We start from the raw sequence: 25,219 nt of genomic DNA, 5'->3' as shown, positions 1-25,219 counted from the left end.
CGGAGGCCGGCGACTGCCGGCCCGGCGCCCGTGCGCCGCAAGCCAAGCCGCCGGATGGCGGCGCCCGGCGCCTGAGGGAGCAAGAACATGCAGCTTCGTGACAGCGACGTGATCGTCATCGGGTCCGGCATGGCCGGGCTGGTGGGTGCCCTGTCGCTGGCCCCGCTGCGTGTGGCCCTGCTGACCAAGACCGATGACCTGCCCGGCGGGTCGTCCAACTGGGCACAGGGCGGGATTGCGGCAGCCATCGACCCGGCCGACGATCCTGCCGAACATGCCGCCGACACAGTGGCCGCCGGGGCCGGTCTGACGGACCCGGAAATGGCGGCGCTGCTGACCGATGAGGGGGCCAAGCGCCTGACCCGCTGGATCAACCGGGGCCTGCCCTTTGACCGGGAGGCCAATGGCCGCCTGTGCCTGGGCCGGGAGGCAGCACACGGGGCCGCCCGCGTCCTACATGCCGGCGGCGACGCCACGGGCCGGACCCTGATAGCCGATCTGTCGGCCCGTGTCCGGGCGGCGTCGCATATTCAGGTGCAGACCGGGGCCTTTGTCTGGGATCTGGTCATGGGCCGCCACGGCGTGGCCGGCGTTTTGGCCCATCATGCCAATGATGGCTGGGTGTTCCACCGCGCCGGCGCCGTCCTGCTGGCCTGTGGCGGCATTGGGCAGCTTTACCGGCATACCACCAACCCGGCAGAGGCGACGGGCGACGGTATCGCGTTGGCCGCCCGCGCCGGGGCCGATCTGGCCGATCTGGAATTTGTGCAGTTCCACCCGACCGCCCTGGCCGGCACCCGGACCGGTCAGGTGCCGCTGCTGACAGAGGCCTTGCGCGGGGCCGGTGCCCATCTTCTGGATGAACATGGCGGGCGCTTTATGCTGAAGGCCCATCCGCTGGCCGAACTGGCGCCGCGCGATGTGGTGGCCAAGGCCATTGGCGGTCGCATCGCCAACGGCCTGCCCGTCTATCTGGATTTGCGCAGCCTGTGGGCGGATGGCGGGGCCGCCAAGTTCCCGACGGTCGCCGGCATTTGCGCCGCCGCCCGTCTGGACCCCGCCTGCCTGCCCATCCCCGTGGCCCCCGCCGCGCATTATCATATGGGCGGGGTGGTCACGGATCAGGATGGACGGACCAGCATCCAAGGCCTCTATGCCGCCGGTGAGGTCGCCTGTACCGGCGTGCATGGCGCCAATCGTCTGGCCAGCAATTCGCTGCTGGAGGCGCTGGTCTTTGCCGAACGCGCAGCCGATGCCATCCTGGCCTCCTCCCCGCCGCGCCCCGGCCCCATCGCCCTGCCTGACCTGCCCACCACCATGACGCCCGCCGCACAGGCAGCCGCCGTATCGGTGCAGGCCGCCGATATCATGGCCGAAAGCGTGGGCCTGCTGCGCGATGGCATCGGCCTGTCCTGTGCCGTGGCAGAGCTGGAGGCGCTGGAGGCCGGCCTTGACCTGGAGGTCGGGGTGGAGGATCACGCCGGCATCCGTCTGTCCGGCGAATTGCGCAATCGCCTGCTGACCGCCACCCTGATTGCCCGCGCCGCCCTCAACCGACAGGAAAGCCGGGGCGCGCATCAGCGGTCTGACTGGCCCGAGCCCCGCGCCGAATGGCGCCATCGCCAACGTCTGACCCTGTCCGGTCCCGCGCCGCGCATTCGTGTGGCCCCGCCCCGTTCCCCCCTGCCGGTGATGTGATGACCCTGCCCCTGTACCCGATCCAGTACGAGACCCTGATCCGCACGGCCCTGGCCGAGGATCTGGGCATGGCGGGGGATCTGACCACCGATGCCTGCGTGCCGCACGACGCCACGGCCAAGGCCCTGTTCAATGCCCGCCATGAGGGGGTATGCGCCGGCCTGGATGCAGCACTCTACGCCTTCACCCTGCTCGACCCCACCTTGTCCATCACCCGGCATGTGAAGGACGGTGACCGCATCGCCCCCGGCACAACGCTGGCCACGGTGGAGGGGCTGGCCCGCCCCATCCTGTCGGGCGAACGGACGGCGCTGAACCTGCTGGGTCGGCTCTGCGGCATCGCCAGCGAGACGCGGCGGCTGGCCGACCGGATCGTGGGCACAGGCGCGCAGATCGTCTGTACCCGCAAGACCACACCCGGCCTGCGCGCGCTGGAGAAATACGCGGTCCGCGTCGGCGGTGGCGGCAATCACCGTTTCGCGCTGGATGACGCCGTCCTGATCAAGGACAACCATCTGGTCGCCGCCGGCGGCCTGCGCGCCGCCGTGGAGCGTGCCCGCATGCGCGCCGGCCATATGGTGAAGATCGAGGTGGAGGTGGATGACCTGGATCAGCTGGCCGAACTGATCGACCTGAAGGTCGATGCCGTGCTGCTGGACAATATGGACCCCGCCACCCTGCGCCGCGCCGTAGAGATGGTGGCAGGCCGCATGGTTACCGAAGCCTCGGGCGGCGTCACCCCCGAGACCATCCGCGCCATCGCCGAGACGGGCGTCACCCTGATCAGCCTGGGCTGGCTGACCCATTCGGTGAAGAATTTCGATATCGGCCTGGATTTCGCGGTGGAGTGATAAAGGGGCGCTGACAACGGGGCGCTGACAAAGGCCGCCAAATCTCTGGACATTCACCGAATATAGGCTACTATTCCCACGCCCTATACGGGTGGGAATGGGGGGATTATGCGTCTTCTGCGCTGCGTTCTGTTCGGTTTGATCCTGTCGGGCCTTACGGCGCCAACCGCCCTGGCGCAGAACGCGATCAGTGCGACCGATGTTGCATCCTTCATCACGCAGTACCAACGGGCGTTCCAGACCTGCGATGTGACAGTGCTGCGTGGCCTGTTGGGCGACCAGATGACGGGAATGGGCATTCGGGGCGGTCTGGCCAAGGGGCCGGATGTCGATGATTTTCAGAAGCAATGTGACCAGGGCGTCAAATTCGCCCTGAATTTTGAACGGCTGCATGATGAGGGGCTGGGGCCGACCCATCATCTGGTCGTGGGCAAGGCCACCGGTACGATCACGGGCCCGAATGGCAAGACGGTCCCCACCAACATCAAATTCTCGTGGGTGCTGACACGGCAGGGCGCGCGGGTGGTGGTGCAGCACTCCCACCTGTCAGCACTGATTTAATACCAACCCGCCTAAAGGTTGACCTTTAGGCGGGTTGGAGGCCGACGACTGTCGGCCCGCGCCACGTGGCGCGAAAGCCAAGGGCGCGGACGCGCCCGCCCGGCGATTGAGGGAACAAAAAATCTCCCTTGATCGGTCACGATCAAGGGAGATCGGTATAACACTTACCCCCGATAGGGCCGCTTGCCCCCGCGCGGGTCCTCAACGATCCATTCGCCGTCACCCACAGGCGTCAGATAGCTGTCGGTCAGCGGCACCTTCCCGTGCCCGCCGGGAATGTCCAGGATATAGGTGGGCTGGCACAGGCCGGAGACGTCGCCGCGCAGGCCCTTCATCAGGGCGCGGCCCTCCGCCACACTCGTGCGGAAATGGCTGGTGCCCTTGGCCAGATCGCCATGGTTCAGGTGGTAGGGCTTGATGCGGTTGCTGATCATGGTGCGGAAGGTGCGGGTCAGCGTCTCGACATCGTCATTCACGCCGCGCATCAGCACACTTTGCCCCAGCATGGGGATACCGGCATCCACCAGCCGGGCGATGGCGGCCCGCCCCTCTTCGCCAAACTCCCGCCAGTGATTGCTGTGCAGGACCACCCAGGTCGGGATGCGCGGCCCCTTCAGGGCGGCGACCATATCGGCATCCACCCGTGCCGGGTCCACCACGGGCACGCGGGTATGGATGCGGACCAGCCCCAGATGCGGAATATCGTTCAGCCGCCCGATAATCTCCGCCATGCGGCGCGGCGACAGGATCATGGGATCGCCACCCGTCAGGATGACCTCCCAGACCTCCGGGTTGCCCGCGATATAGGCGATGGCGGCATCCAGTTCGTCCGCGTTCAGCGCATCTGACCCCGGCCCCACCATCTCCCGGCGGAAGCAGAAGCGGCAATAGACAGGGCAGGCATGGACCGGCTTCAGCAGCACCCGATCCTTATAGCGATGGACGATCCCCTTCACGGGCGTGAACGGATCATCGCCAATAGGATCAGCCAGTTCGTCATCCCGGATATCCAGTTCCCGCGCATCGGGCAGGAACTGTCGGGCCACTGGATCGTTCGGGTCCGTCGGGTCAATCAGATCCACCATGGCCGGCGTCACGGCCACCGCGAACTGCGCCGCCACCTGCTCCAGCACCGGCAGATCTGCAGGTGCGGCCAGACCATGGTCGGCCAGATCGCGGACATGGCGAAGGGTTTTCGGACGGGGGGCGGGATCGCGGGGCATGATGACCCTATGGGGGCCAAGCACCATGCCCCTGTCAAGCGGCGGGCCGGCTTTCCTGCCATGCTGCCCATTGACGGGCGGCGCCAAGGGCTGTTCCATGAACGGAGTGACAGGGGGGAACCACAATCATGGTGCAGTCAAAGGCCGCCGACGTCGACACCTTCCTGGCCGATGCCGACCCTGCCCGCCGTCCCTGGCTGGAAAAGCTGCGGGAGATGGCGCGGACCAACCTGCCCGGCCATGTCGAGGGCATGCAGTGGGGCATGCCCGTCTACAGCGTTGACGGCAAAGCCATCATCGCCTTTGCCAGCCAGAAACAGCACGTGTCAGTCTATCTGACCGGGGTGACCGTCCCGCCACAGCATGAAGCGGCCTGGTCAAAGCTGGACCATGGCAAGGGCTGTGTGCGTTTCCGCAAGCCGGAAGCCATCGATTTCGACCTGCTGGCCGCCATCCTGCGCGATGGGGTCAGGACCTGATCACCACACCCTCATGCCGCAGCAGCCATTCCTTGCGGTGCAGGCCGCCGCCATAACCGGTCAGCGATCCATCGGCCCCGATGACGCGGTGGCAGGGCACGACAATGGCGATGGGGTTGGCGCCATTGGCCAGCCCCATGGCCCGCACGGCGGCGGGCCGGCCGATCCGGGCGGATAGTGTGCCATAACTCACGGCCTCACCGGGCCGCAGACGGCGCAGTTCGGCCCAGACCTGCCGCTGAAAATCCGTCCCGTTGGTGGCTGTCGGCAGCCGGTCCGGCGCCGTCAGGTCGCCATCGAAATAGGCGGTCAGGGCCTGGGCGATAGGCGCGGGCAATGGCCCGTCATCCAGGTCCAACGCCCCATAATGCCGGCGCAGCAGCCGGTCCATGCGGGGGCGGTAATCCTCAAAATCCAGCGCCCGTAAGGCACCCGCCCCATCCGTCACGATCAGGGTGGTGCCGATGGGGGTGGCCAGCGTGGAAAGGGTCAGGCGCATGGGGGCAGGCTCCGTCACAAACGAGGCCCACCCCTATCACGCCGCTCTAAGGTGCGCTGGCGGTTATCGGACCTTTGCAGGCTGTCTCTTGAGACAAGCCTCAAGGGGAAAGGCCCAAATCCGGGCGGGTTATACCCTATCCCGCCCGGTTATCGGACGTCACGCCTTGGACCAAGCCTCAACCTGTTCGGCCAGCAGGGTCAGGGGCATGCGGCCATTCTTCAGGACCGTATCATGGAAGCCCTTGATGTCGAACTTCGCCCCCATCCGCTTCTTGGCGGCCTCGCGCAGTTCCAGGATCTTCAGCATGCCGATCTTGTAGCTGGTGGCCTGACCGGGCCAGCCGATATAGCGGTCAATCTCCCGCGCGGCCCCACCCGAATCCAGGGCGGAATTGGTGGTGAAATAGTCGATGGCCTGCTGACGGGTCCATTTCTTGGCATGCAGGCCGCTATCCACCACCAGCCGGATGGCCCGCATCAGTTCCGCTTCCAGGCGGCCATAATCATTATACGGGTCCTGGAAGAAGCCCATCTCCTTGGCCAGATACTCGGTATAGAGGGCCCAGCCTTCGCCATAGGCGGAATAACCGCCGCCGAACTTCTGGAAATCCGGCACGCCCGTCAGTTCCTGAGAGATGGCCACCTGCATGTGATGGCCAGGAATGCCCTCGTGATAGGACAGGGTCTCCAGACCGATGCGCGATCGGGCGCGCATGTTGGACAGGTTTACGTAATAGATGCCGGGACGCGACCCATCAGGCGAGGGGCCGTTATAGAAGGCGCCGGGGGAAGATTTCTCCCGGAACGGCTCCACCGCCCGCACCTCCATCGGTGCCTTGGGCTTCAGATTGAAGACCAGATCCAGCTTGGGCCGGATGGCATCGACATAATCGGCCGCCTGCTTCAGATAGGCGGCACGACCTTCGGCACTGTCGGGATAGTAGAACTGGTCATCCTGGCGCGTGAACTGGAAGAAGGCCGCCAGATCGCCCTTGAAGCCGACCTGCTTCATAATGGCCCGCATCTCGCCATGGATGCGCTTGACCTCGGCCAGACCGGTGGCATGGATATAATCCGCCGTCAGCGGCAGCGAGGTCCAGCGTTTCAGGCAGGAGGCGTAGAAGGCCTGACCATCGGGCAGTCGCCAGACGCCATGGTCGGGATTGGACCGGGGTGCCGCCCCCTGCAGCCACTTGATCAGCGACAGATAGGCCGGCGCCACGCCCGTGCGCATGGCATCCGCCGCCTGTTCCAGCAGGGCGGCCTTGTCCGCCTCGGGCAGGTCCAGCTTGGCGATCTTGGCCTTGATATCGGTGAAAAGCGGGGCCTCCGCCGTGGAGTATGGCTCCACAGGCTGGCCCTTGATCTGGTTACGGCAGGTCTGGATCAGATCGGGGAAGAAATAGCGGGGCGGCAGGATACCGGCGGCATCTGCCGCGCGCAGCCTTTCCTCCACCTGCCCGAAATAGCGCGGGAACTGCCGCAGGCGGGCGATGTAGGCCTCGGCGTCGGCCCGGCTGTCCACCTTGTGCTGATTGATCATCTGCACGGGCAGGTTCACATGCGGACCACTGACCAGGGTCAGCGGGTACTGATGGTGGCGCCAGCGGAAATCATCGATCTCGTCCTGTGCGCGCTCCCGGAACAGGCGTGCATAGAGACGGGCCTGTGGCGACAGCTTGTCATCGTGGAAGTCGCGGGCCAGACGCGCCAGGTCCTGTTTGTTCTGTTCGATCTCGGCGGCGGCACGCGCCTCGCTGACATCGTCCAGCAGATCATATTGGGTCTTGCGACCAAGCTGCATGGCGCGCAGCGGGCTTTGCGCCACGTCGCGCTCGAAGGTTTCGGCAAAGAAGGCATACAGCGCCTTGTCCGCCGGCCCTTCCTGGGCGAGCGCCGGGGCAAAAACAGACGGCAGCAAGGCCGCCGCGGCGGTACCACCGCCCAGCGCCAGCAGATAACGACGAGAGATCATGGAGACATACCCGTTTATTATTCATGTCCGATGGGAGCAGGGTGCCTGCATGGCATTCCAGGTCAAGGCCTTGATCGAATTGGCCCCAAAATACCATGGGGCCAATTAACCCTGATCAACGGAAGGTCAATCGCCGCCCACGGCCTGCCGGCGCATGGGATTGGCCAGACGGCGGCGAATGCGCTGGCCAGCGGCGCGAAGCTGGTCGCGCAACCCGGCCCAGCCGGTGGCCGGTGGGGTCAGGTCGATGCCGACCACATCCACCTCACCGCCTTGCAGGCTGACCACGATCAACTCCATCTCGCCCACCCGCACCCGGTCACCCAGCGAGGGATCATGGCCCAGGCGGTGGCGGATCAGGGTGGACAGGGTCACCGTCGGGTCGTCACCAGCGTCGAACCCATACATGCCGCCCACCGCCATGGCCGGCATGTCACCCGCGATCTGGAAATCACCGGCGGGCCGGTCCTCATCAAAGGCCTCGATGCGGCGCCCGAACATCCGGTCCATAACGGCCAGGGCCGATCCGTCGCCCATGGCCAGAACGGTATCGCCGGGCTGCAAACGGTTGGCATCTTCGGGCCGCACGGGGCGGCCATTCTGGATCAGGGCCAGAAGCTGGACCGTTTCCGGGATGATCAGCTTACCCTTGCCGCGCCGCGCCGCCTCGCTGTCGCGGGCCACCGTGAACACGGCCAGTTGGCCCGCGCCGTCGGGCAGGTCGACATCGGCCCGCGATGGCGCTTCCGGCTGTGGCGGGGCCAACAGGCCCAGCAGGCGGGCCGCTGGCCCAACCGTCCAGCCCTGGATCAGCAGGGACAGCAGCACGACGACGAAGGCGACGGCGAAATAGGCCTGTGCCCCCGGCACACCGGCCAGGATCGGCATGGCAGCCAGCACGATGGGAACCGCGCCACGCAGGCCCACCCAGGAGATATAGGTCCGTTCCGCCAGGGTGAACCGGAACGGCACCAGACAGGCAAACACGGCCAGCGGCCGGGCGATCAGCATCAGGCCGAAGGCGATCAGCGTTCCTGGCACAATATAGGGGCCCAGCGTGGAGGGCGTGACCAGCAGGCCCAGCATCACGAACAGCCCGATCTGCGCCAGCCAGGCCAGACCATCATGGAAACGGCGGATCAGACGGTCGGCCTTGTGTGGCCGATTGCCCAGGATGAAGCCCGCCAGATAGACGGCCATAAAGCCCGATGTGCCCGCCGCCTGCGCGCCGCCAAACACGAACAGGGCGAAGGACAAGGCCAGGATCGGGTACAGCCCGTCGGCCAGGTCCAGCCGGTTGACCAGCCAGACCAGTGCGAAGCCGGCCCCCAGCCCGAACAGGACGCCGCCGACAATATGCCGGACCAGTTCCAGCAGCAGATGCACCGGCTCCAGGTCGCCCGGCGTCGTCAGGGCCGTGACGCAAAGCAGGGTCAGCAGTACCGCCATCGGATCATTCAGGCCCGACTCCACCTCCAGCGTGGCGGAGATGCGCCCGCGCAGGGCCAGACCGCGCAGGTTCAGCAAAAAGAACACCGCCGCAGCGTCGGTGGAGGCGATGATGGCCCCCACCAGCATCCCTTCCTTCCAGCCCACGCCCATGACCAGACAGACCAGCCCGCCCGTCACCAGCGTGGTGATCAGCACCCCCGCCGTCGCCAGGCTGAAGGCCGGCCAGCGGGCCAGCCGGAAGGTCTCGGCATGGGTGCGCAAGCCGCCATCGAACAGAATGACGGCCAGGGCCGTGGATCCCATCAGATAGGCCAGTTTGAAATCACCGAAATGGATGCGGCCCGGCCCATCCTCCCCCGCCAACATGCCCAACCCTAAGAAAACCAGCAGCAGCGGCGCGCCCAAACGCGAGGAGACGCGGCCGGCCAGGATGGACAGCAGCAGCATCAGTCCCGCCAGGAAGATCATCTCATTGATGGCTTCCACGCCCGTTCCTTTCCGGTCTCCGGCCCTCCATGACCGGTTCCTGGCAATATAGGTCATTCACCAAAGCACAATGACCAATTCGCCACGATAGTGACGGGAAAGGCACAGAGGCGATAGCAGAGCGAAAGGATAGGGTCAGACCCGCTCCTGCCCCTTTCGGTCTAGGCGCTGTCACCGGGCATGGCTGGACATGGCACCCGGCACCTGAAAAGTCTTGTCCTGACTCTGCCCATTTTTTAATCGCACCCGGAACCATGCGCGTAAACAGGGGGGCGACTCCGGCGCCGTTCACAGACTTATCCACAGATTCTGGGGATTGACTGGGGCGGTGTGGGGACTTGTCTTGACCGTTGGGGTGCAATACCCATTTATACGTAACCACACCATCGGCGGTGCCTATCTGGGCCGCCGGGGTGACGGGGCAGCAACCCCGGCCCAGCTCGATCATGAGGGGACCTGACGTGACCACCCGCCTTTCCTTGTTCAACAGTCCGTTTCTTCTGGGTTTTGACCAGTTTGAACGCACGCTGGACCGTATCGCCAAGAACGCGAACGAAGGTTACCCGCCCTACAATATCGAACAGACCGGCCCTGACGGGCTGCGCATCACCCTGGCCGTGGCCGGCTTCACGCCCGATGATCTGCAGGTGCAGATGGAGGACAACCAGCTTGTCATCCGGGGCAAGCAGGCCGACGACAAAAACCGCATCTATCTGCATCGCGGCATCGCCGCCCGGCAGTTCCAGCGCAGTTTCGTCCTGGCCGAAGGGATCGAGGTTGTGGGCTGCAACATGGATAACGGCCTGCTGAATGTCGATCTGCGCCGCCCCATTCCGGAGCCAAAGGTGCGCACAATCAAGATTGGCAAGGGCGACAATGGCAATGGCGACGCCCCGCACACGATCGACGTCTCCCCCGACCGCCGGGGTTGAGCCTGGGTTGAACAAGGAGACATCGGCCATCCGCCTCTGTGCGCAAAATGGACGATGTCACAATCCGTAAACCATATTTCAACGGTTGGTCGCCTAAATGAGGGGGCGCCCATCCTTTTGGCCCTGCCGCACGCAAGCAGGGAATTGACGTGGAGTTTGCGGGGACATGAATCCGACCATTCAGTATCTACGCCGGTTGAGCCCCAAGGATTTCGCCGCCTTCGGCGTGAATGATCTTGCCTATGTCAAGCCGACCCAGAATGAGGGCAAGCCGGGTTACGCCATCCACGCCGCCGACGGCACCATCCTGACCTTTGTCGAACGCCAGGACGTGGCCTTCGCCACCGTGCGCCAGCACGATATGGAGCCGCTGAGTTTGCAGTAACCGGCGGGTCTTTTATTTCATCCGGGCGATGGTGCCGGTGGTGCTCTGCCCCTCGGTCAGTTCGGCCAGCACCACACGCCCGCCCCAGCCTTGCACTTCCTTGGCCCCGACCACCGTATCCACGGTATAATCGGCCCCCTTGACCAGCACATCGGGGCGCAGCGCGCGGATCAGATCCAGCGGCGTATCCTCCCCGAAAACCACCACCAGATCGACATCGCCCAGCGCCGACAGGACGGTGGCGCGCGAGGTCTCGTTCTGCACAGGCCGTGTCGGGCCTTTCAGGCGGCGCACGCTTTCGTCGCTGTTCAGGCCCAGCACCAGCCGGTCACAGGCGGCCCGCGCCTGCGCGATCAGGCTGACATGGCCCGGATGCAGCAGGTCAAAACAGCCATTGGTGAAGCCGACGCGCAGGCCCTGCCGGTGCCAGCGTTCTGCGTGTTCGACGGCACGGTCCAGCGTGACCCGCTTGCCCCCCTGCCCCGTGGCCAAGGTCAGGCCGGCCCCATCACGCAATTCGGACGGCCGCACCGTTGCCGTGCCGACCTTGGCCACCACGATGCCAGCGGCGATATTGGCCAGCATGGCGGCATCCGCCAGACCGGCCCCCGACGCGATGGCGGCTGCCAGCACGGCGACAACAGTGTCGCCCGCGCCCGAGACATCGAACACCTCTCGCGCCTGGGCCCGCAGATGGATGACGGGCCCGTCGGCGGGCACCACGCTCATCCCCTGCTCACTGCGTGTTGCGACCACGGCGCCGATGCCGCAATCGGCCAGCAGGGCGCGGCTGGCTGCGATGACACCGGCATCGTCGCGCGCCGGCATGCCCGTCGCCTCGGCCAGTTCGCCGGCATTGGGGGTGATGCAGAAGGCCCCGCGATAGCGGCGATAGTCGCGCCCCTTGGGATCGACCAGCACCCGCACGCCGGCGGCATGGGCCAGTTCGATCATGGATGCCGTAAGATCGGGCGTCAGCACGCCCTTGCCATAATCGGACAGGACCAGGATACCGGCATCGGGCAGCCGTTCGGCCACCAGTGCCAGCAGGCGGGCACCATCGGCATCGGGCAGCGGCGCATCGGTCTCGGCATCGGCGCGCAGTAATTGCTGCCCGCCCGCGATGAAGCGGGTCTTGGTGGTGGTGGGGCGGCCCGCCACGGTCAGGATGCCGTCAGCCCCCCCCAGCAGATCTGCGACCAGGGCCGACAATTCCCGGCCCGCCGCATCATCGCCGACCACCGATACAAGCTGTGTCCTGGCCCCCAGGGCGGCCAGATTGGCCGCGACATTGCCAGCGCCGCCCGGCATCGTGGCCTCATTCAGAACGCGCAGCACGGGGATCGGCGCTTCCGGTGACACACGGTCCACGCGGCCCCGGGTGAACCGGTCCAGCATGATATCCCCCACCACCAGGATGCGGGAACCGGCAAGCGCGTCGATCAGGCTGTGAAGGTCGGTCATAAAGCACGGGGGGCGGCGGGAATGGGACCGGCAGGATAGCGCGTGACCCGTCCCCGCCGCCAGTGCTTCAAACCAGGCCGAACCAGGCCATGTCGGCCAGCGCGGCACGGCCCTCCACATAGCCATACAGCATGTAATGTTCCACCGCCGGCATGTTGGCCGCCGCGACATCCTGATTGGCCGCCAGATAGGCCTCGCTGTCGAACAGGGGGCTGGCATCGCGCCCTTCCCGCAGACCATAGGTCAGCCAGTGGGTCAGCGCCGCCGAGGCATCAGCACCAAAGGCCGCCTTGAGGTCCGCGTTTGTGGACAGGTAATAGCCAGCATTGAACAGGGCGTTGGGTGCCCTTCCTTCGAACTGGCCGTAGGTTTCCCAGTGCGCCTGAGCATTCACGAACTGCCCCGCCTGCACCGCCGCCGCCACGTCAGCATTCTGTTCCAGATAGAAGGCCTGATCGACCAGCCAGCCGGTGCCGGCGGTGGAGGCAGCGACGGCGACTGTCAGACCCATGGCAGCGGGTGCGGCCTGCGGCCCGTCGGCACGGTCAGTGGACAGGAACGATCCGAACACCGTCTCCCGCCCAAAAATCACGGTTTCGGTCCCGGTCAGCCGGTCGAAACCGTCGGGCGACCCATCGCGCAGGTCCGTCACCTCTGTCACGGTACCGCCAACGACCGTGAAATCATAGTCGGCACGCGACCCGCCATAGATGGCAACATCGACACCGGCGGCGCCATGCAGCCAGTCATCGCCCGGCCCCCCGCTCATGACATCGAATCCGTCGCCACCGGCCAGTGTGTCATTGCCCGCCCGACCGATCAGGATATCGCTGGACGCGGTTCCCAGCAGCAGGTCGTCGCCATCGGTCCCCTCAATCACGGGATCACGGGCGCTGTTCCAGGCGCGGAACAGGGCATTATCGGAAGCGTTGGTGTTGGGCATGATCGGCTCCGTCGGTTTGGTATCGCGCCGGAGCGGCGGTTGGCAGCCACGCCGGCTGCGAACATAACAAGGCCCGCCGGGAACGGGTCCGCGGCGGGCCTGTGATCAAGGGGTGACTGGCGGCTGTGACCCGCCTGTCCGTAGAGCCTGTTAGGTTCAGGCCTTGGGCGCGTGCTTGTTCAGGATGCGCTGCAAGGTGCGGCGGTGCATCTTCAGCCGGCGGGCGGTTTCGGAGACATTGCGGTCGCACTGTTCGAACACACGCTGGATATGTTCCCAACGGACGCGGTCGGCGGACATCGGGCTTTCCGGCGGCGGCGGCAGGGGGCCATCGGTCAGCAGCGCTGCTTCCACCGCATCGGCGTCGGCGGGCTTGGGCAGGTAATCGACGGCACCGAACTTCACCGCGGCGACGGCGGTGGCGATATTGCCGTACCCGGTCAGCACAACCACGCGGGCCTCCGGCCGTGCATCGCGCAGGGCCTTGACCACATCCAGACCCGACCCGTCGCCCAGTCGCAGATCGACCACGGCGAAACGCGGCGCACTTTCATGCGCCACCTCGATCCCCAGATTGACGCTGTCGACAGCGACTACATCGAAGCCGCGCCGTTCCATGGCGCGGGCCAGCCGTGTGCGGAAGGGCGCATCATCATCCACGATCAGCAGCGAGCGCGAGGCATCGCCCGTGAAGGTCAATTTCGGCTGTTCGCCGGCTTCCAGCGCCGCATCCGTCATGGTTCCGGGGTCCCTTCTTTGATTGGGCGTTCTTTTTAGATCACAAAGCTTTCTACACGGTGAATGTAGGATGTTTCCAGCGAATGACCACCACGGCCCCGCCAGCCCTGCCATTCATGTAGCGAACGGACGCGCCCGACCGCTCCAGCAGGGTCTGCGCGATGAAAAGGCCCAGGCCCATATTGCCCGCCGCCTCCCGTGCTGCCGGGTTGCGCCCGCTGACATAGGGTTCCCCCAGACGCCCGACGACGGTGGCGGGATAGCCCGGCCCGTCATCCTGTACCGTCAGGGTCAGGCCAGGAGCGGTCCAGTCCGCCGTCACCGTCACCCGTTCGCTGGCGAACTGCATGGCGTTCTGAAGGATATTGGCCAGCCCATGCACCATTTCCGGCACCGACTGCACCTGCGGCGCGCCATCCTCCGGCTCTGCCACGGTGTCGATCTTCAGTTCGATGCCGTGGCGAACATAGGGTGCCGCCGTCGTCTCGATCAAGGCGGCCAGGGGCACAATCGGCTCCGCGCCGCCCGTGTCGCCCGGCCGGCGCGACAGTTCGGCCAGGATGTCGCGGCAACGCGCCACCTGGCTTTGCAGCAGGGCCACATCCTCGGCAATGGGGCTGTCGGGCGGGATATCGCGGGCCAGCTCCTTGGCAACCACGGCGATGGTGCCCAGCGGGCTGCCCAGCTCATGCGCCGCCGCCGCCGCCAGGGCACCGACGGCCGAGGCCCGCTGTGCCCGCGCCAGGGCATCCTGGCTGGCATTGAGCGCCCCTGACAGGCGCCGCGCCCCGTCCGCCACCTGATAAAGGTAGGCCGCGATAAATCCCGCCGAGAGGGTCAATGCCGCCCAGACCCCGAACCGGTACAGCGGCGGCAGGCCCGCCGGTTCCACCCCCGGCCAGGGCAGTGGCATGGCGACCAGGGCCAGACCCGTGAAGCAGCAGACGGCCAATACCGCCAACAGGATCACCGCCGCCCGGCCCAGCGTGCTGGCCGCAACCGTCAGCGGCGCCAGCATCAGGACCGCAAAGGGATTGTCGAGACCGCCCGTCAGATACAGCAGCACGGTGAGCTGCACCATGTCATAGGCCAGATACAGTGCGGCCTCCCGGTCATCCAGGAACGGGTGCGCCGCCACCCGGCGCGCGGCATAGAGATTGACCAGCACCGACACCGCCACCCCCGCCAGGGCATGGGCCAGCGCCAGTTCGAATTCGAACAGTGCCATGACCGTGGTCAGGGTCGCGAACTGCCCGGCCACTGCGATCCAGCGGATGGTGATCAGGGTGCGGGCACTGACCCGCCCCTCTGCGGCGGCAAGGGCCGGGCCGGAACGTCCACCTTGAATCGTACTGGCGCTATTGGTGATTGCCTCGCTCATCCCTATATCCCATGCTCATGCCTGCCATGCCCAAATGGAGCCCTGGCAATCTAGTTCCACCCCATTCGAAAGACCATAAGCTGTTCCTATGCCATTGGATGTCGCCCAAGCCGCTGTTGCCGCCATTGACGTCGACGCACTGACCAAGAAGTTCGATGCGCATACGGCGCTGCACGGCATCAGCTTCACCGTGCCGGCTGGTGGCACGGTGGCGTTGCTGGGCGGCAATGGCGCTGGCAAGACCACCACCATCTCCATCCTGCTCGGCCTTTTGCTGCCGACATCGGGCACGGTGCGGGTTCTAGGACATGACATGCTGACGGCACGCTACAGCGCCCTGCCGCGCATGAATTTCTCCAGTCCCTATGTCGATCTGCCCCACCGACTGACCGTGCGGGAGAACCTGACCGTCTATGGCCATCTCTATGGTCTGACGCATCTCAAGGACCGGATCGCCCGCATGGCGGAAGAGCTGGACCTCACCGCTATCCTGAACCGTCCGTCGGGCAACCTGTCGGCGGGGCAGAAGACGCGCGTGGCGTTAGCCAAGGCGCTGCTGAACGATCCGGAGCTGCTGCTGCTGGACGAACCAACCGCCAGCCTTGACCCCGACACCGCCGATTGGGTGCGCGGCTTCCTGGAACAGTACCGCGCCCGCACCGGCGCCACCATCCTGCTGGCCAGCCATAACATGGCGGAGGTGGAGCGGATGTGCGATGGCGTCTTGATGATGAAGGGTGGGCGCATCGTGGACCGGGGCACGCCCGCCGATCTTCTGTCCCGCTATGGCCGCGACAATCTGGAGGAAGTGTTCCTCGACATTGCCCGCGACCGTCGGCAGGCGGCGGAGTAACCGTCAGCCTTACCGGGGCAGCACCACCGTGAACCGCGCGCCCTGAACCGCGCCATCCGCACCCTTGATATTATCGGCGAAGATGCGGCCCTGGTGGGCGTCGATGATCTGTTTGGAGATCGACAGGCCCAGACCGGAATGTTTGCCAAACGCTTCCGATTTGGGCCGTTCGCTGTAGAACCGGTCGAAGATCGCGTCCAGCTTGCCCTCCGGAATGCCCGGTCCCTGATCCTCGCAGGTGATCTCGACCCGGTCGGGCAGGGACCGCACCTTGAACCGCACCACCCCGCCCGGCGGGGAAAAGGACAGGGCGTTCGACAGCAGGTTCTGGAACACCTGGGTCAGACGACCTTCCAGCCCTGGCACGACCAGGCCGGTTCGGGTGTTGGGCATCTCGACCTCCACCCGCACCGGGGCCGGCGCGTCGGCCACGTCACCGCCCGCCTCTGCCGCCGCTTCACGCAGGGCTTCGGCGTTACCCAGGGTGGCGTCATGGATATTGGCCAGCATGGTCAGCATCTGGCCCACATCCGCCGGTTCGGCGCGCGCGCGCGACAGTTCGGCATCCAGGCGGCTGGCGTTGGAAATATCGCTGATCAGCCGGTCCAGACGCTGGACATCGTGATGGATGATGGACAGAAGCCGCTGACGCTGTTCATCGGTCTTCACGCGCTGCACGGTTTCAACCGCACTGCGCATGCTGGTCAGCGGGTTCTTGATTTCATGCGCCACATCGGCGGCAAAGCGCTCGATCGCGTCCATGCGGTTCCAGATGGCGTCCGTCATCTCCCGCAGGCTGACCGACAGGTCCCCCACCTCGTCCCGGCGGCGGGAAAAATCGGGGATGGTGACCTGGCGGCCATGGCCATGGCGCACCTCGTCGGCGGCCTGGGCCAGACGGCGGATGGGTCGGGCGATGGTACCCGCCAGATAGAAGGACAGCAGCACCGTCACGCCCAGGGTAATGGCAAACAGGCGCAGGATATCCATGCGGAATTCCCGCACGGCCACGTCCACCGCCGCGCCCCCGCGCGAGATATAGACGGCCCCCAGCACCTTCTTATAGCGCTGAACCGGCACGGCCACGGTCAGCACCATGTCCGAGCGCCCGTCGGCACGGCCGATGCGCCAGATATTGCTGCCCACCTCGCCTGACAGCGCCTTCATGACGTCGGGGTAATTCTCCGCCGTCAGGTCCTTCTCGTTGGGATATGCGGGCAGATGCTCCCGCTCCGGCACGGCATTGACGATGTAATCGTAGATAGCGATGCCGATCTCGGTCAGACGGTTGCCGTCGCGCAGCGGTGGCAGCTCTTCGATCTGTACCGTCCCCTTCGGCCCGCCCAGCACGCGGCTGTCGGCGATCAGTTCGCCATTGGGCGCAAACAGGCGGGTACGGGTGTCGGTGGTTTCCACCAGACGCCGCACCATCTGCCGCGCCAGCTCATAGGAAAGCTGGTTGGTGGGTTCGTTGAACTCGTCCGTCGCGGGCTGCATAGCGCCTTCGCCCAAGGCACCGGCGAATATCTTCGCCTCCGTCGACAGGGCCGACAGTTCCTTGTCGATCAGCCATTGCTGATAGGTGGACAGGTAGAGCAGGCCCCCCAGCAGGATGGCCAGCGCCAGCATATTGACGGCCAGGATACGCAGCGTCAGGGGCGAGAAATGCCGCACCCGCCGGCGGGCGGGCGTTTCCGCCGCTGCCTTCCCGCCGCCGGCCCTGTCGCCGAACGGGCGTTCCAACATGTAACCTCGCTCCATAACCAGCGGTCACTTCCTGACCGCTGGAGGCCGCCGACCGGCGGCCCGCGCCACGTGGCGCGTAAGCCAAGCCGCCGAATGGCGGCGCCCGGCGCCTGAGGGCGCTCTACTCTTTATACTTGTAACCGACGCCGTATAGCGTCTCGATCTGCTGGAAATCGTCGTCCACGACCTTGAACTTCTTACGCAGACGCTTGATGTGGCTGTCGATGGTGCGGTCATCGACATAGATATGCTCGCCATAGGCGGCATCCATCAGTTGATCGCGGTTCTTCACATGGCCGGGACGGATGGCCAGCGCCTTGACCAGCAGGAATTCGGTGACCGTCAGGTCGATCTCCTTACCCTTCCAGGTGCAGAGATGGCGGGCACCGTCCAGTACCAGTTCGCCGCGCACCAGGGTCTGGCCCGGATCGGGGGCCGTGCCCTTGCCCTGCGCCAGCTCAGTGCGGCGCAGCAGGGTCTTGATGCGCTCGATCAGCAGGCGCTGGCTGAACGGCTTCTTGATGTAGTCGTCGGCCCCCATGCGCAGGCCCTGCAGCTCGTCCGTCTCATCATCCTTGGAGGTCAGGAAGATGATGGGCATCTGCGTGGTCTGGCGCAGGCGCTGCAAAAGTTCCATCCCGTCCATGCGCGGCATCTTGATGTCCAGCACGGCCATGTCGACAGGTCGGGAGGTGATGCCGCGCAGCGCCTCATCACCGTCGCCATAGGTGCGAACCTCATAGCCCTCGGCTTCCAGCGCGATGGACACGGACGTCAGGATGTTGCGGTCGTCATCGACCAGGGCGATCACTTGGGACACGCTTCTTCTCCAACCTGCAGGCGCTCTCTTCGGTATTACTTCCGAAGGACCGGCTTTGCCAAATCCAACTGCCCTTTCAATATGTCATCAATGCGGCGCGGGGAAGTGTCGTGACGACATAGAACGGCCTTAGGACGAATGGTGAGCGTGTCTGACCATTGGCAGGTCGGCGACTGCCGACCCGCGACCCCATGGTCGCGTGCAGCCAAGCCGCCGGACGGCGGCGCCCGGCGCTGAGGGAATAAGAATAGAAAGGGTTGTCTTATGGCGGTTGGTGAAGACAAAGAGCCACTGGATAGGCCTGATGACATCGGCTTCGCCGCCCGCAGCCTGATGCGCGGGGCCACATTGGCGACGCTGGCCACCTTGTCGCGGCCCGGCATGGAAGGCGGGATGGAGGGTTGGCCCAGCCCATCCCTGGTGCTGGTGGCGTTCGACCTGGATGCCAGCCCCCTGCTGCTGATCTCCCGTCTGGCCGAACATACCCGCAATCTGGAGGCGGATGGCCGCTGCGGTCTGCTGTTCGACGCCACGGTGGGCCACGCCGACCGCCTGACCGGGCCGCGCCTGTCGGTGCAGGGCGTGGCCGAACGGGCGGCCGACCCCATGCTGCTGGAACGGTTCATCGCCCGCCACCCGTCGGCAAGCGCCTATGCCGGATTTCGCGATTTCGCCCTGTGGCGGGTGACAGCGAAGCGGGGCCATATGGTGGCCGGCTTCGGACGCATCCACAGCCTGGAACCCGACCTGTTGCGTCTGCCGCCCGCCGATTGGCGGGATCTGGCACCCCATCACGACGATATCGTGGCCCATATGAACCAGGACCATGCCGACGCATTGGCCCTTTATGCCACCCGGCTTCTGGACCAGCCGGCGGGCGATTGGCGCTTGACTGGGATCGATCCCGATGGCTGCGACCTGTCCACCGGCCCCCTGACCACCCGCCTGCCCTTTGCCACCCGCATCCGGGACGCCGACATGGCACGGGCGGAACTGGTGCGGCTGGTGGCACGGGCGCGGAATATCGGCTGACATCACGGCAGGTTCCGCATCGCGCCACCGGATTGGTCCCGTCAGCCCTGCCTGGAAGCTTTCACACAGGCGCATCATTCCGCATGCTGGGAACAGCGCAACCTGTTCCCCGTCGTGACCCATGTCCTTGCCCGCCCGCCGCCCCTTCCGCCGCCTTGCCCTGCTGCTGGCCACCGCCGCCAGCCTGATCGTTCCCGCCGCCCTGGCCGATGGGGTGGATGATTACATTCTGGGCTTTATGCAGCGTACCCACACACCGGGCGTTGCGCTGGCCGTGGTGCGGGACGGCAAGGTCGAAAAAATGGCGACCTATGGCGTCGCCGACGCCTTTGCCCGCACCAACCTGGAACCCAGCCACACGTTCCAGATCGCATCGGCTACAAAAATGCTGACCGGTGTGGCGTTGGGCCGGCTGGAACAGGCGGGCAAGCTGTCACTGGATGACGATCTGCGCCGCCATTTCCCCGACGCACCCGACAGCTGGTCGCGTATCACCATCCGGCAGCTGGCCACCCACTCTTCGGGGCTGGAGGATCGGTTGGGCCTGGGGCCCGACGCCACCACCGCCGATATCGTGGCGGCGGCCATGAAGACCCCGCTGGCCTATGAACCGGGCAGCCGGTCACGCTATGGCTTCACCGATTTCGTGGTTCTGCAGGCTCTGATCGAAAAACTGTCGGGCGAACCGTTCCCGGCTGCCCTGCGCACCTGGGCGCTAACCCCGCTGGGCATGGTGGAAAGCGGCTTTTCCACGGAGACGAACGGGACCTGGACAGACCGGGCCGCGGGCATCCATGTCTTCCGGGACGGTCGGCAGGCCCGCGATGATTTCGGCTATACGCCCGCCGGTTATGCCGCCGGCGGCCTGCTGACCAGCCTGAATGATCTGGTCCGCTTTGCCCAGGCCATCGACAAGGGCGACGCCCTGCCCGCCGCCACGTGGCAGCGCCTGTGGATGGTGCCCCCCTTCAGCATTGGCAAGCCGGGTGATTTCGCCATCGGCTGGACCAAACGTGACCTGCTGGGCCATGTGGCCGTGGGGCACAGCGGCGGGCCGGCCCTGGCCGATATCCTGCGCCTTCCCGACGACCGGCTGACCATCATGGTTATGACCAATCAGCGCTGGCTCTATCCGATGCTGGCCGATGGGGTGGCCGCCCGCTATATGCCCGACCGCGCCCGGATGCTGCCCGATGACCGGCCGGAAATGGCCGAACGGCTGCGCCATGCCCTGGACAGTGCCGCCAGGGGCACCATGGACAAGACCGGCTTCACCGAAGAGGCGGGCAATGGCATGCAAGGCTTCTTCAATGATTTTGGCAGCGCCCTGTTGACCGCTGCCGGCCCCGTCCGATCCATCCGCCTGATGGAAAAGGCCACCACGCCCGACGGTGGCGACCGTCGCCGCTATCGGGTGCAGTTCCAGCACCAGTCCATGGTCTGGCTGTTCAGCCTGAATGCCGCAGGTCAGGTCGACCTGATGCGCCCGGCCAGCGACAGCACGCCGCTGCTGCCCTGACCGGACAGGCACTGTCCGATTTCGGACATACGTTCAGAAACGGACAGTGCCTGCTATCATGAAAAGTGCGCGATTACAGATGCTTATGCCCTGGCACGCCGGATGCTTTGACCCGTCCCATGCCACAAGGCACCGGACCGGAGAAAGCCCCATGATGCAGCGCCGCCATTTCCTCGCCCTCGCCCTGGCCGCCACCAGCGCCCTGACCCTGCCCGCCCTGGCCCAGACGGCACCGGACAGCGCACAGGCGACGGCACCGGTGAAGGCCATGGACAGGACGGAACGTCAGGCCGTGCTGCGCGATCTGGCCGACAGTCTGGAGAACAACTTCGTCTTTCCCGATATCGGCAGCCGTTACGCCACACTGCTGCGTCAGAAGGCAGAAGCCGATGCCTATGCCGACCTGACCGACCCTGTCGCCTTTGGGGAAAGGGTCACCGCCGACCTGCAGGCTGTGGCCAAGGATGGCCATCTGCGTCTGGCCCCGCAGGAGGTTTTCGCCAGCCGCGCCCCGCGCAGACCGGCCCCCGACGCGCCGGCCAGCACGAAGGCAAGCGGCCCGCCAGGTCTGGAAGAGACAAAGATGATCGGCGATGTCGCCTATCTGCGTTTCAACGCCTTTATGGGGGACGAGGGGATGATCGCCCGGGCGCGAGGCTTCCTGCTGGACAATGCCGGCAAGGCCAAGGCCGTGATCATCGATGCCCGCCCACACCGGGGTGGTGGGTTGGCGGAGATGGATGCCATCCTGCCCCTGCTCTATGCGCAGCCAACCACTCTGGTCCGCATGGATACCCGCGCCTCGGCCTTTGCGCGCGGCATGCCGCCCTTCGCCTCTCTGGTCAACCGCGTCGCCCCCGACGGCATTGTGCGGCAGGACCACACGGTCACCCCCGACCTGTCGGAAATGCGCCTGCAATCCGTGCCCGTCTACTACCTGACCTCCCGGCGCAGCGCATCCGCCGCCGAACATCTGGCCCTGGCATTCAAGCGTACCAAGCGCGCCACCCTGGTAGGGGAAAAGACGGCGGGTGCAGGCCATTATGGCGGGGTCGAACCGGTGGGTGAGCGTTTCGGCGCCTTCATCCCCGTGGGCCGCACCTACAACCCCGATAATGACTGGGGCTGGGAGGGCCAGGGCGTGGCCCCGGATGTGGAAACGCCTGCCGATGATGCACTGGCCAAGGCGCTGGAGCTGGCGGGCAAGGCGGGGGCCCATCCCGCCTGAGGCCCCCCCCTCGCAAAGTGGGGCGTGATGGTGCACAAGGGAGAAGCTCCACAACCGGACCCGCCGCATCATGCGCCTCCCCCTCCTGCTCGCCGTCCTGACCTTCAGCCTCCTCTGCCCCGCCGCCTTTGCCCGCCCTGGGGCGGAATGCCAGTCGGCGGAGGTGACGGAGATGGCGGCGGCCCTGGCGGCAGAGGGGATTGCCGAGCCCACCCTGGCCCTGACCGGGGTGGGGCGGTCGGCGGCGGCCAAAGGGGGAGAGTGGGTGGTGGTGGGCTGGCGGCCCTGCCTGGACCCGGCGGCGGAGCCGGAGGGCGGGGTTTCTACACGTATCAGCCTTTATCACCGCACGGGCAAGGCCGCCCCCAAACCTGTCACCAGCCTGGACCTGCCGCCCGTTCAGCGTTTCGTCAGCCCGTCTGAAGATGCTGTCGTAGCTACACAATGGGGCCCGCTGCTGCTGATCGAGGCGGCGACGGGCGGATCCTGCATGGGGTGCGAAATGCTGGTGCCCCTGCTGCTGACGGGCGGCAAGCTGGTGATGCTGACCCCGCCCGACCCGGATATTGCGCTGCGGGAGGTGACGGGGTCGTCGCCCGACATCGTCCTGACCGGGTTCCTGACCCGGTTTGAGGCCTATCCCCCGCTGTGCAATGCCTGCTCCCCCTCTACCACCATCCATCTGCGGTTGGAGAAGGACCGGCTGGTGGAGGCATGCGACCGGTTCCGCGACAATTACATCAGCGATGCCGCCGCCGCGCGCGAGGAACTGGCCGCCCTGGCCGGGGACCCGATGGGCCCGGACACGGTCAATGATCTTTATGCCGGCAGCATCGCGCGGCTGCTGGATCGGGTGAATGCCGGTGAAACGCCATTAGAGGCACTACCGGATTTCCAGGATGAAGCGGCCAAGGCCATCGACCGCGCGGACCCGTCCCGTGGCGCCACCATCCGGCGCAGCTCTGCCGCCCTGGCAGAGGCGATAATGTCCGCACAATCAACGGGTAAGCTCGCCCGCGCCTGCCCCGCCTTGGGGGTTGAGCACCCCCGTCTGCGCTGAGCCCACCCTCTGCGTCCTGCCCCGCGTGCATGTCTGTCGCGGGGGCCTTGGGCTTGCGCATGGGGGTCAGGAACGGTAATGCTATCGGCGCCGTTACATAAAATGCCCCGTAGCGACCTTTCCGGCACTACCGAGGGCGATCCCCGCCAAAAGGGGACGGCATGCCCAAGTCGATACTGGAGAGGGAGAAACCTAACGTGGAACATACCGGTCCCGTTATCAGCAGTTACGGTCTGGATTATCTGGGCCTGACCAATCTGAAGGCCGCCCACTGGAACCTGAGCGTCGGTGCGCTGTACGAACAGGCCCTGCGCCGTGGCGAGGCCAAGCTGTCCAAGGACGGCGCCCTGGTCGCCATCACGGGCCAGCACACGGGCCGGTCGCCCAACGACAAGTTCACAGTGAAGGAAGAGACCACCGCCGACGATATCTGGTGGGGTCCCAACAAGCCCTTCACCGAAGAGGCGTTCGACCGGCTGCATGCCCGCGTCACGGCCTTCCTCCAGGACCGCGAAGTCTTCGTACAGGATCTCTATGCCGGGGCCGATGCTGCCTACCGCCTGCCCGTGCGCATCGTGACCCAGCATGCCTGGCACAATCTGTTCGCCCAGAACATGTTCATCCGCCCGGCCCTGAAGGACCGTATGGCGTTTGAACCGGCCTTCACCGTCCTCCAGGCGCCCGATTTCCGGGCCGTGCCGGAACGGGACGGCACACGCTCCGACGTGTTCGTGGTGATCAATTTCAAGCGCCGGCTGGTCCTGATCGGCGGCACCTCCTATGCCGGCGAAATCAAGAAGTCGATCTTCTCCATCCTGAATTTCCTGCTGCCGGCCCAGGGCGTGCTGCCTATGCATTGCTCGGCCAATATCGGGGCTGCGGGAGATACGGCCATCTTCTTCGGCCTGTCGGGTACCGGCAAGACCACCCTGTCGGCTGACAGCTCCCGCACCCTGATCGGCGATGACGAGCATGGCTGGTCGGACCGTGGCGTCTTCAATTTCGAAGGCGGCTGCTATGCCAAGGTCATCCGCCTGTCGGCAGAGGCCGAGCCGGAGATTTTCGAGACCACCCGCCGTTTCGGCACGGTCCTGGAAAATGTTGTCATGGACCCGCAGAGCCGGGAACTGGACCTGGATGATGCCAGCCTGACGGAAAACACCCGCGCCTCCTACCCCATCGACTTCATTCCCAACGCATCGGACACCGGCCTGGGTGGTCAGCCGCTGAACATCATCATGCTGACGGCGGATGCGTTCGGCGTGCTGCCGCCCATTTCCAAACTGTCCTCCGAACAGGCCATGTACCATTTCCTGTCCGGTTACACGGCCCGCGTGGCCGGCACGGAAAAGGGCGTGACGGAGCCGCAGGCGACGTTCAGCACCTGCTTCGGCGCCCCCTTCATGCCGCGCCATCCCACCGTCTATGCCAAGCTGCTGGGCGAAAAGATCAAGACCCATGGCGCCAATTGCTGGCTGGTCAATACCGGCTGGACGGGTGGCGCCTATGGCACTGGCAGCCGCATGAAGATCGGCCACACCCGCGCCCTGGTGAATGCCGCCCTGTCGGGCAAGCTGGCCACGGTTAGCCACAAGCCGGAACCGAATTTCGGTCTGGCCGTGCCGGAAGGGTGTGAGGGCGTGCCGGCGGATGTGCTGCTGCCGCGCAACGCCTGGGCCGACAAGTCGGCGTTTGATGCCACAGCCAACGAAGTGGCCCGCCGGTTTGAGGCCAACTTCACCCAGTTCGCCGACCAGGTGGACGAAAAGGTCGTGCGCGCCGGTATCCGTACCGCCGCGTAAACAGACCGTCCATCCTCCCGCCGATGACCGGGGCGGGGCGATCAAGGCCGGGGGCACCGTCCTCCGGCCTTTTTTGTGGCTTGGCGTCGG

Annotated in this window: 22 protein-coding genes; 12 read left to right on the top strand and 10 right to left on the bottom strand. The window is 65.8% G+C overall.

The window, feature by feature from the left end; genetic code table 11:
- Positions 1-87: 87 nt before the first annotated feature.
- The 3 genes from C0V82_RS12450 (at position 88) to C0V82_RS12440 (ending at position 3,110) form a co-directional block, all read left to right on the top strand.
- Positions 88-1,698 (top strand): L-aspartate oxidase, encoded by a 1,611-nt coding sequence (locus C0V82_RS12450; RefSeq protein WP_102112624.1) that lies wholly within the window; start codon positions 88-90, stop codon positions 1,696-1,698.
- Complete coding sequence (gene nadC / locus C0V82_RS12445) at positions 1,698-2,549, top strand: carboxylating nicotinate-nucleotide diphosphorylase (protein WP_102112623.1); 852 nt, start codon at positions 1,698-1,700, stop codon at positions 2,547-2,549. The genes C0V82_RS12450 and nadC overlap by 1 nt, the downstream gene beginning before the upstream one ends.
- Positions 2,550-2,657: 108 nt before the next feature.
- Positions 2,658-3,110 carry a nuclear transport factor 2 family protein gene (locus tag C0V82_RS12440; protein WP_102112622.1) on the top strand — a complete coding sequence of 151 codons (453 nt, stop codon included), beginning with the start codon at positions 2,658-2,660 and terminating at the stop codon, positions 3,108-3,110.
- A 164-nt stretch (positions 3,111-3,274) separates the two neighbouring features.
- Here C0V82_RS12440 and C0V82_RS12435 read toward each other — a convergent pair whose 3' ends face one another.
- Positions 3,275-4,333, bottom strand: coding sequence for a lysine-2,3-aminomutase-like protein (locus tag C0V82_RS12435; RefSeq protein WP_102113405.1), 1,059 nt, complete (start codon positions 4,331-4,333; stop codon positions 3,275-3,277).
- Between the two features lie 128 nt (positions 4,334-4,461).
- On the opposite strand from C0V82_RS12435, the gene C0V82_RS12430 reads away from it, so the two are divergent.
- Positions 4,462-4,812: an iron chaperone gene (locus tag C0V82_RS12430; protein WP_102112621.1), complete on the top strand. Its 351-nt coding sequence runs from the start codon at positions 4,462-4,464 to the stop codon at positions 4,810-4,812.
- Here the strand turns inward: C0V82_RS12430 and C0V82_RS12425 are convergent.
- The 3 genes from C0V82_RS12425 to C0V82_RS12415 form a co-directional block, all read right to left on the bottom strand.
- Positions 4,802-5,311, bottom strand: a complete 510-nt coding sequence (locus C0V82_RS12425; protein ID WP_102112620.1) for a methylated-DNA--[protein]-cysteine S-methyltransferase — start codon at positions 5,309-5,311, stop codon at positions 4,802-4,804. The two genes, C0V82_RS12430 and C0V82_RS12425, sit on opposite strands and share 11 nt — an antisense overlap.
- Before the next feature lie 159 nt (positions 5,312-5,470).
- Positions 5,471-7,288 (bottom strand): DUF885 domain-containing protein, encoded by a 1,818-nt coding sequence (locus C0V82_RS12420; RefSeq protein WP_102112619.1) that lies wholly within the window; start codon positions 7,286-7,288, stop codon positions 5,471-5,473.
- A 126-nt stretch (positions 7,289-7,414) separates the two neighbouring features.
- Positions 7,415-9,226 (bottom strand): potassium/proton antiporter, encoded by a 1,812-nt coding sequence (locus C0V82_RS12415; protein ID WP_102112618.1) that lies wholly within the window; start codon positions 9,224-9,226, stop codon positions 7,415-7,417.
- A gap of 461 nt (positions 9,227-9,687) precedes the next feature.
- Here C0V82_RS12415 and C0V82_RS12410 point away from each other — a divergent pair, with 461 nt between their 5' ends.
- Both C0V82_RS12410 and C0V82_RS12405 read left to right on the top strand, forming a co-directional pair.
- Positions 9,688-10,158, top strand: a complete 471-nt coding sequence (locus C0V82_RS12410; protein WP_054167961.1) for an Hsp20 family protein — start codon at positions 9,688-9,690, stop codon at positions 10,156-10,158.
- A gap of 166 nt (positions 10,159-10,324) precedes the next feature.
- Positions 10,325-10,543 (top strand): DUF1150 family protein, encoded by a 219-nt coding sequence (locus C0V82_RS12405; protein ID WP_054167962.1) that lies wholly within the window; start codon positions 10,325-10,327, stop codon positions 10,541-10,543.
- A 12-nt stretch (positions 10,544-10,555) separates the two neighbouring features.
- On the opposite strand, the gene rfaE1 is transcribed toward C0V82_RS12405, so the two are convergent.
- The 4 genes from rfaE1 to C0V82_RS12380 all read right to left on the bottom strand — a co-directional run bounded on the left by rfaE1 (position 10,556) and on the right by C0V82_RS12380 (position 15,069).
- Entirely contained in the window at positions 10,556-12,007 is a 1,452-nt protein-coding gene (gene rfaE1, locus C0V82_RS12400; protein ID WP_102112617.1) for a D-glycero-beta-D-manno-heptose-7-phosphate kinase, read from the bottom strand.
- 67 nt (positions 12,008-12,074) lie between these two features.
- Positions 12,075-12,950: a calcium-binding protein gene (locus tag C0V82_RS12395; RefSeq protein ID WP_158659895.1), complete on the bottom strand. Its 876-nt coding sequence runs from the start codon at positions 12,948-12,950 to the stop codon at positions 12,075-12,077.
- Between the two features lie 156 nt (positions 12,951-13,106).
- Positions 13,107-13,688: an ActR/PrrA/RegA family redox response regulator transcription factor gene (locus tag C0V82_RS12385; protein WP_082372285.1), complete on the bottom strand. Its 582-nt coding sequence runs from the start codon at positions 13,686-13,688 to the stop codon at positions 13,107-13,109.
- 52 nt (positions 13,689-13,740) lie between these two features.
- Positions 13,741-15,069: an ActS/PrrB/RegB family redox-sensitive histidine kinase gene (locus C0V82_RS12380; protein ID WP_102112614.1), complete on the bottom strand. Its 1,329-nt coding sequence runs from the start codon at positions 15,067-15,069 to the stop codon at positions 13,741-13,743.
- Between the two features lie 88 nt (positions 15,070-15,157).
- Between C0V82_RS12380 and C0V82_RS12375 the strand changes: the two genes are divergently transcribed.
- Positions 15,158-15,922 (top strand): ABC transporter ATP-binding protein, encoded by a 765-nt coding sequence (locus C0V82_RS12375; RefSeq protein ID WP_102112613.1) that lies wholly within the window; start codon positions 15,158-15,160, stop codon positions 15,920-15,922.
- A gap of 9 nt (positions 15,923-15,931) precedes the next feature.
- On the opposite strand, the gene C0V82_RS12370 is transcribed toward C0V82_RS12375, so the two are convergent.
- Together C0V82_RS12370 and C0V82_RS12365 are read right to left on the bottom strand one after the other, a co-directional pair.
- Positions 15,932-17,668, bottom strand: coding sequence for a stimulus-sensing domain-containing protein (locus C0V82_RS12370; protein WP_245924082.1), 1,737 nt, complete (start codon positions 17,666-17,668; stop codon positions 15,932-15,934).
- Positions 17,669-17,789: 121 nt separating this feature from the next.
- On the bottom strand, positions 17,790-18,488 hold the full coding sequence (locus tag C0V82_RS12365) for a response regulator transcription factor (RefSeq protein ID WP_054167965.1): 699 nt from the start codon (positions 18,486-18,488) through the stop codon (positions 17,790-17,792).
- A 264-nt stretch (positions 18,489-18,752) separates the two neighbouring features.
- Between C0V82_RS12365 and C0V82_RS12360 the strand changes: the two genes are divergently transcribed.
- The 5 genes from C0V82_RS12360 to C0V82_RS12340 all read left to right on the top strand — a co-directional run bounded on the left by C0V82_RS12360 (position 18,753) and on the right by C0V82_RS12340 (position 25,129).
- Positions 18,753-19,520, top strand: a complete 768-nt coding sequence (locus tag C0V82_RS12360) for a HugZ family pyridoxamine 5'-phosphate oxidase (protein ID WP_102112611.1) — start codon at positions 18,753-18,755, stop codon at positions 19,518-19,520.
- A 121-nt stretch (positions 19,521-19,641) separates the two neighbouring features.
- On the top strand, positions 19,642-21,039 hold the full coding sequence (locus tag C0V82_RS12355) for a serine hydrolase domain-containing protein (RefSeq protein ID WP_102112610.1): 1,398 nt from the start codon (positions 19,642-19,644) through the stop codon (positions 21,037-21,039).
- 151 nt (positions 21,040-21,190) lie between these two features.
- The gene (locus C0V82_RS12350; RefSeq protein WP_158659894.1) at positions 21,191-22,267 is read left to right on the top strand and encodes a S41 family peptidase; all 1,077 of its coding nucleotides are present in this window, start codon (positions 21,191-21,193) and stop codon (positions 22,265-22,267) included.
- Positions 22,268-22,337: 70 nt separating this feature from the next.
- Positions 22,338-23,327, top strand: a complete 990-nt coding sequence (locus tag C0V82_RS27795) for a hypothetical protein (RefSeq protein WP_102112608.1) — start codon at positions 22,338-22,340, stop codon at positions 23,325-23,327.
- 161 nt (positions 23,328-23,488) lie between these two features.
- The gene (locus tag C0V82_RS12340) at positions 23,489-25,129 is read left to right on the top strand and encodes a phosphoenolpyruvate carboxykinase (RefSeq protein ID WP_188595149.1); all 1,641 of its coding nucleotides are present in this window, start codon (positions 23,489-23,491) and stop codon (positions 25,127-25,129) included.
- Positions 25,130-25,219 lie beyond the last annotated feature (90 nt).

The sequence above is a fragment of the Niveispirillum cyanobacteriorum genome, from assembly GCF_002868735.1.
In the GTDB taxonomy this organism is placed as follows: Bacteria; Pseudomonadota; Alphaproteobacteria; order Azospirillales; family Azospirillaceae; genus Niveispirillum; species Niveispirillum cyanobacteriorum.
Note: the sequence above shows the minus strand (reverse complement) of the source record. Positions and strands in the feature narration are given on the sequence as shown.

Bases quoted from the DNA above. Each gene is read 5' to 3' on its own strand.
- C0V82_RS12450 (WP_102112624.1), top strand. From the start codon at position 88: ATGCAGCTTCGTGACAGCGACGTGATCGTCATCGGGTCCGGCATGGCC.
- nadC (WP_102112623.1), top strand. From the start codon at position 1,698: ATGACCCTGCCCCTGTACCCGATCCAGTACGAGACCCTGATCCGCACG.
- C0V82_RS12440 (WP_102112622.1), top strand. From the start codon at position 2,658: ATGCGTCTTCTGCGCTGCGTTCTGTTCGGTTTGATCCTGTCGGGCCTT.
- C0V82_RS12435 (WP_102113405.1), bottom strand. From the start codon at position 4,333: ATGCCCCGCGATCCCGCCCCCCGTCCGAAAACCCTTCGCCATGTCCGC.
- C0V82_RS12430 (WP_102112621.1), top strand. From the start codon at position 4,462: ATGGTGCAGTCAAAGGCCGCCGACGTCGACACCTTCCTGGCCGATGCC.
- C0V82_RS12425 (WP_102112620.1), bottom strand. From the start codon at position 5,311: ATGCGCCTGACCCTTTCCACGCTGGCCACCCCCATCGGCACCACCCTG.
- C0V82_RS12420 (WP_102112619.1), bottom strand. From the start codon at position 7,288: ATGATCTCTCGTCGTTATCTGCTGGCGCTGGGCGGTGGTACCGCCGCG.
- C0V82_RS12405 (WP_054167962.1), top strand. From the start codon at position 10,325: ATGAATCCGACCATTCAGTATCTACGCCGGTTGAGCCCCAAGGATTTC.
- rfaE1 (WP_102112617.1), bottom strand. From the start codon at position 12,007: ATGACCGACCTTCACAGCCTGATCGACGCGCTTGCCGGTTCCCGCATC.
- C0V82_RS12395 (WP_158659895.1), bottom strand. From the start codon at position 12,950: ATGCCCAACACCAACGCTTCCGATAATGCCCTGTTCCGCGCCTGGAAC.
- C0V82_RS12385 (WP_082372285.1), bottom strand. From the start codon at position 13,688: ATGACGGATGCGGCGCTGGAAGCCGGCGAACAGCCGAAATTGACCTTC.
- C0V82_RS12380 (WP_102112614.1), bottom strand. From the start codon at position 15,069: ATGAGCGAGGCAATCACCAATAGCGCCAGTACGATTCAAGGTGGACGT.
- C0V82_RS12375 (WP_102112613.1), top strand. From the start codon at position 15,158: ATGCCATTGGATGTCGCCCAAGCCGCTGTTGCCGCCATTGACGTCGAC.
- C0V82_RS12370 (WP_245924082.1), bottom strand. From the start codon at position 17,668: ATGTTGGAACGCCCGTTCGGCGACAGGGCCGGCGGCGGGAAGGCAGCG.
- C0V82_RS12360 (WP_102112611.1), top strand. From the start codon at position 18,753: ATGGCGGTTGGTGAAGACAAAGAGCCACTGGATAGGCCTGATGACATC.
- C0V82_RS12355 (WP_102112610.1), top strand. From the start codon at position 19,642: ATGTCCTTGCCCGCCCGCCGCCCCTTCCGCCGCCTTGCCCTGCTGCTG.
- C0V82_RS12350 (WP_158659894.1), top strand. From the start codon at position 21,191: ATGATGCAGCGCCGCCATTTCCTCGCCCTCGCCCTGGCCGCCACCAGC.
- C0V82_RS27795 (WP_102112608.1), top strand. From the start codon at position 22,338: ATGCGCCTCCCCCTCCTGCTCGCCGTCCTGACCTTCAGCCTCCTCTGC.
- C0V82_RS12340 (WP_188595149.1), top strand. From the start codon at position 23,489: ATGCCCAAGTCGATACTGGAGAGGGAGAAACCTAACGTGGAACATACC.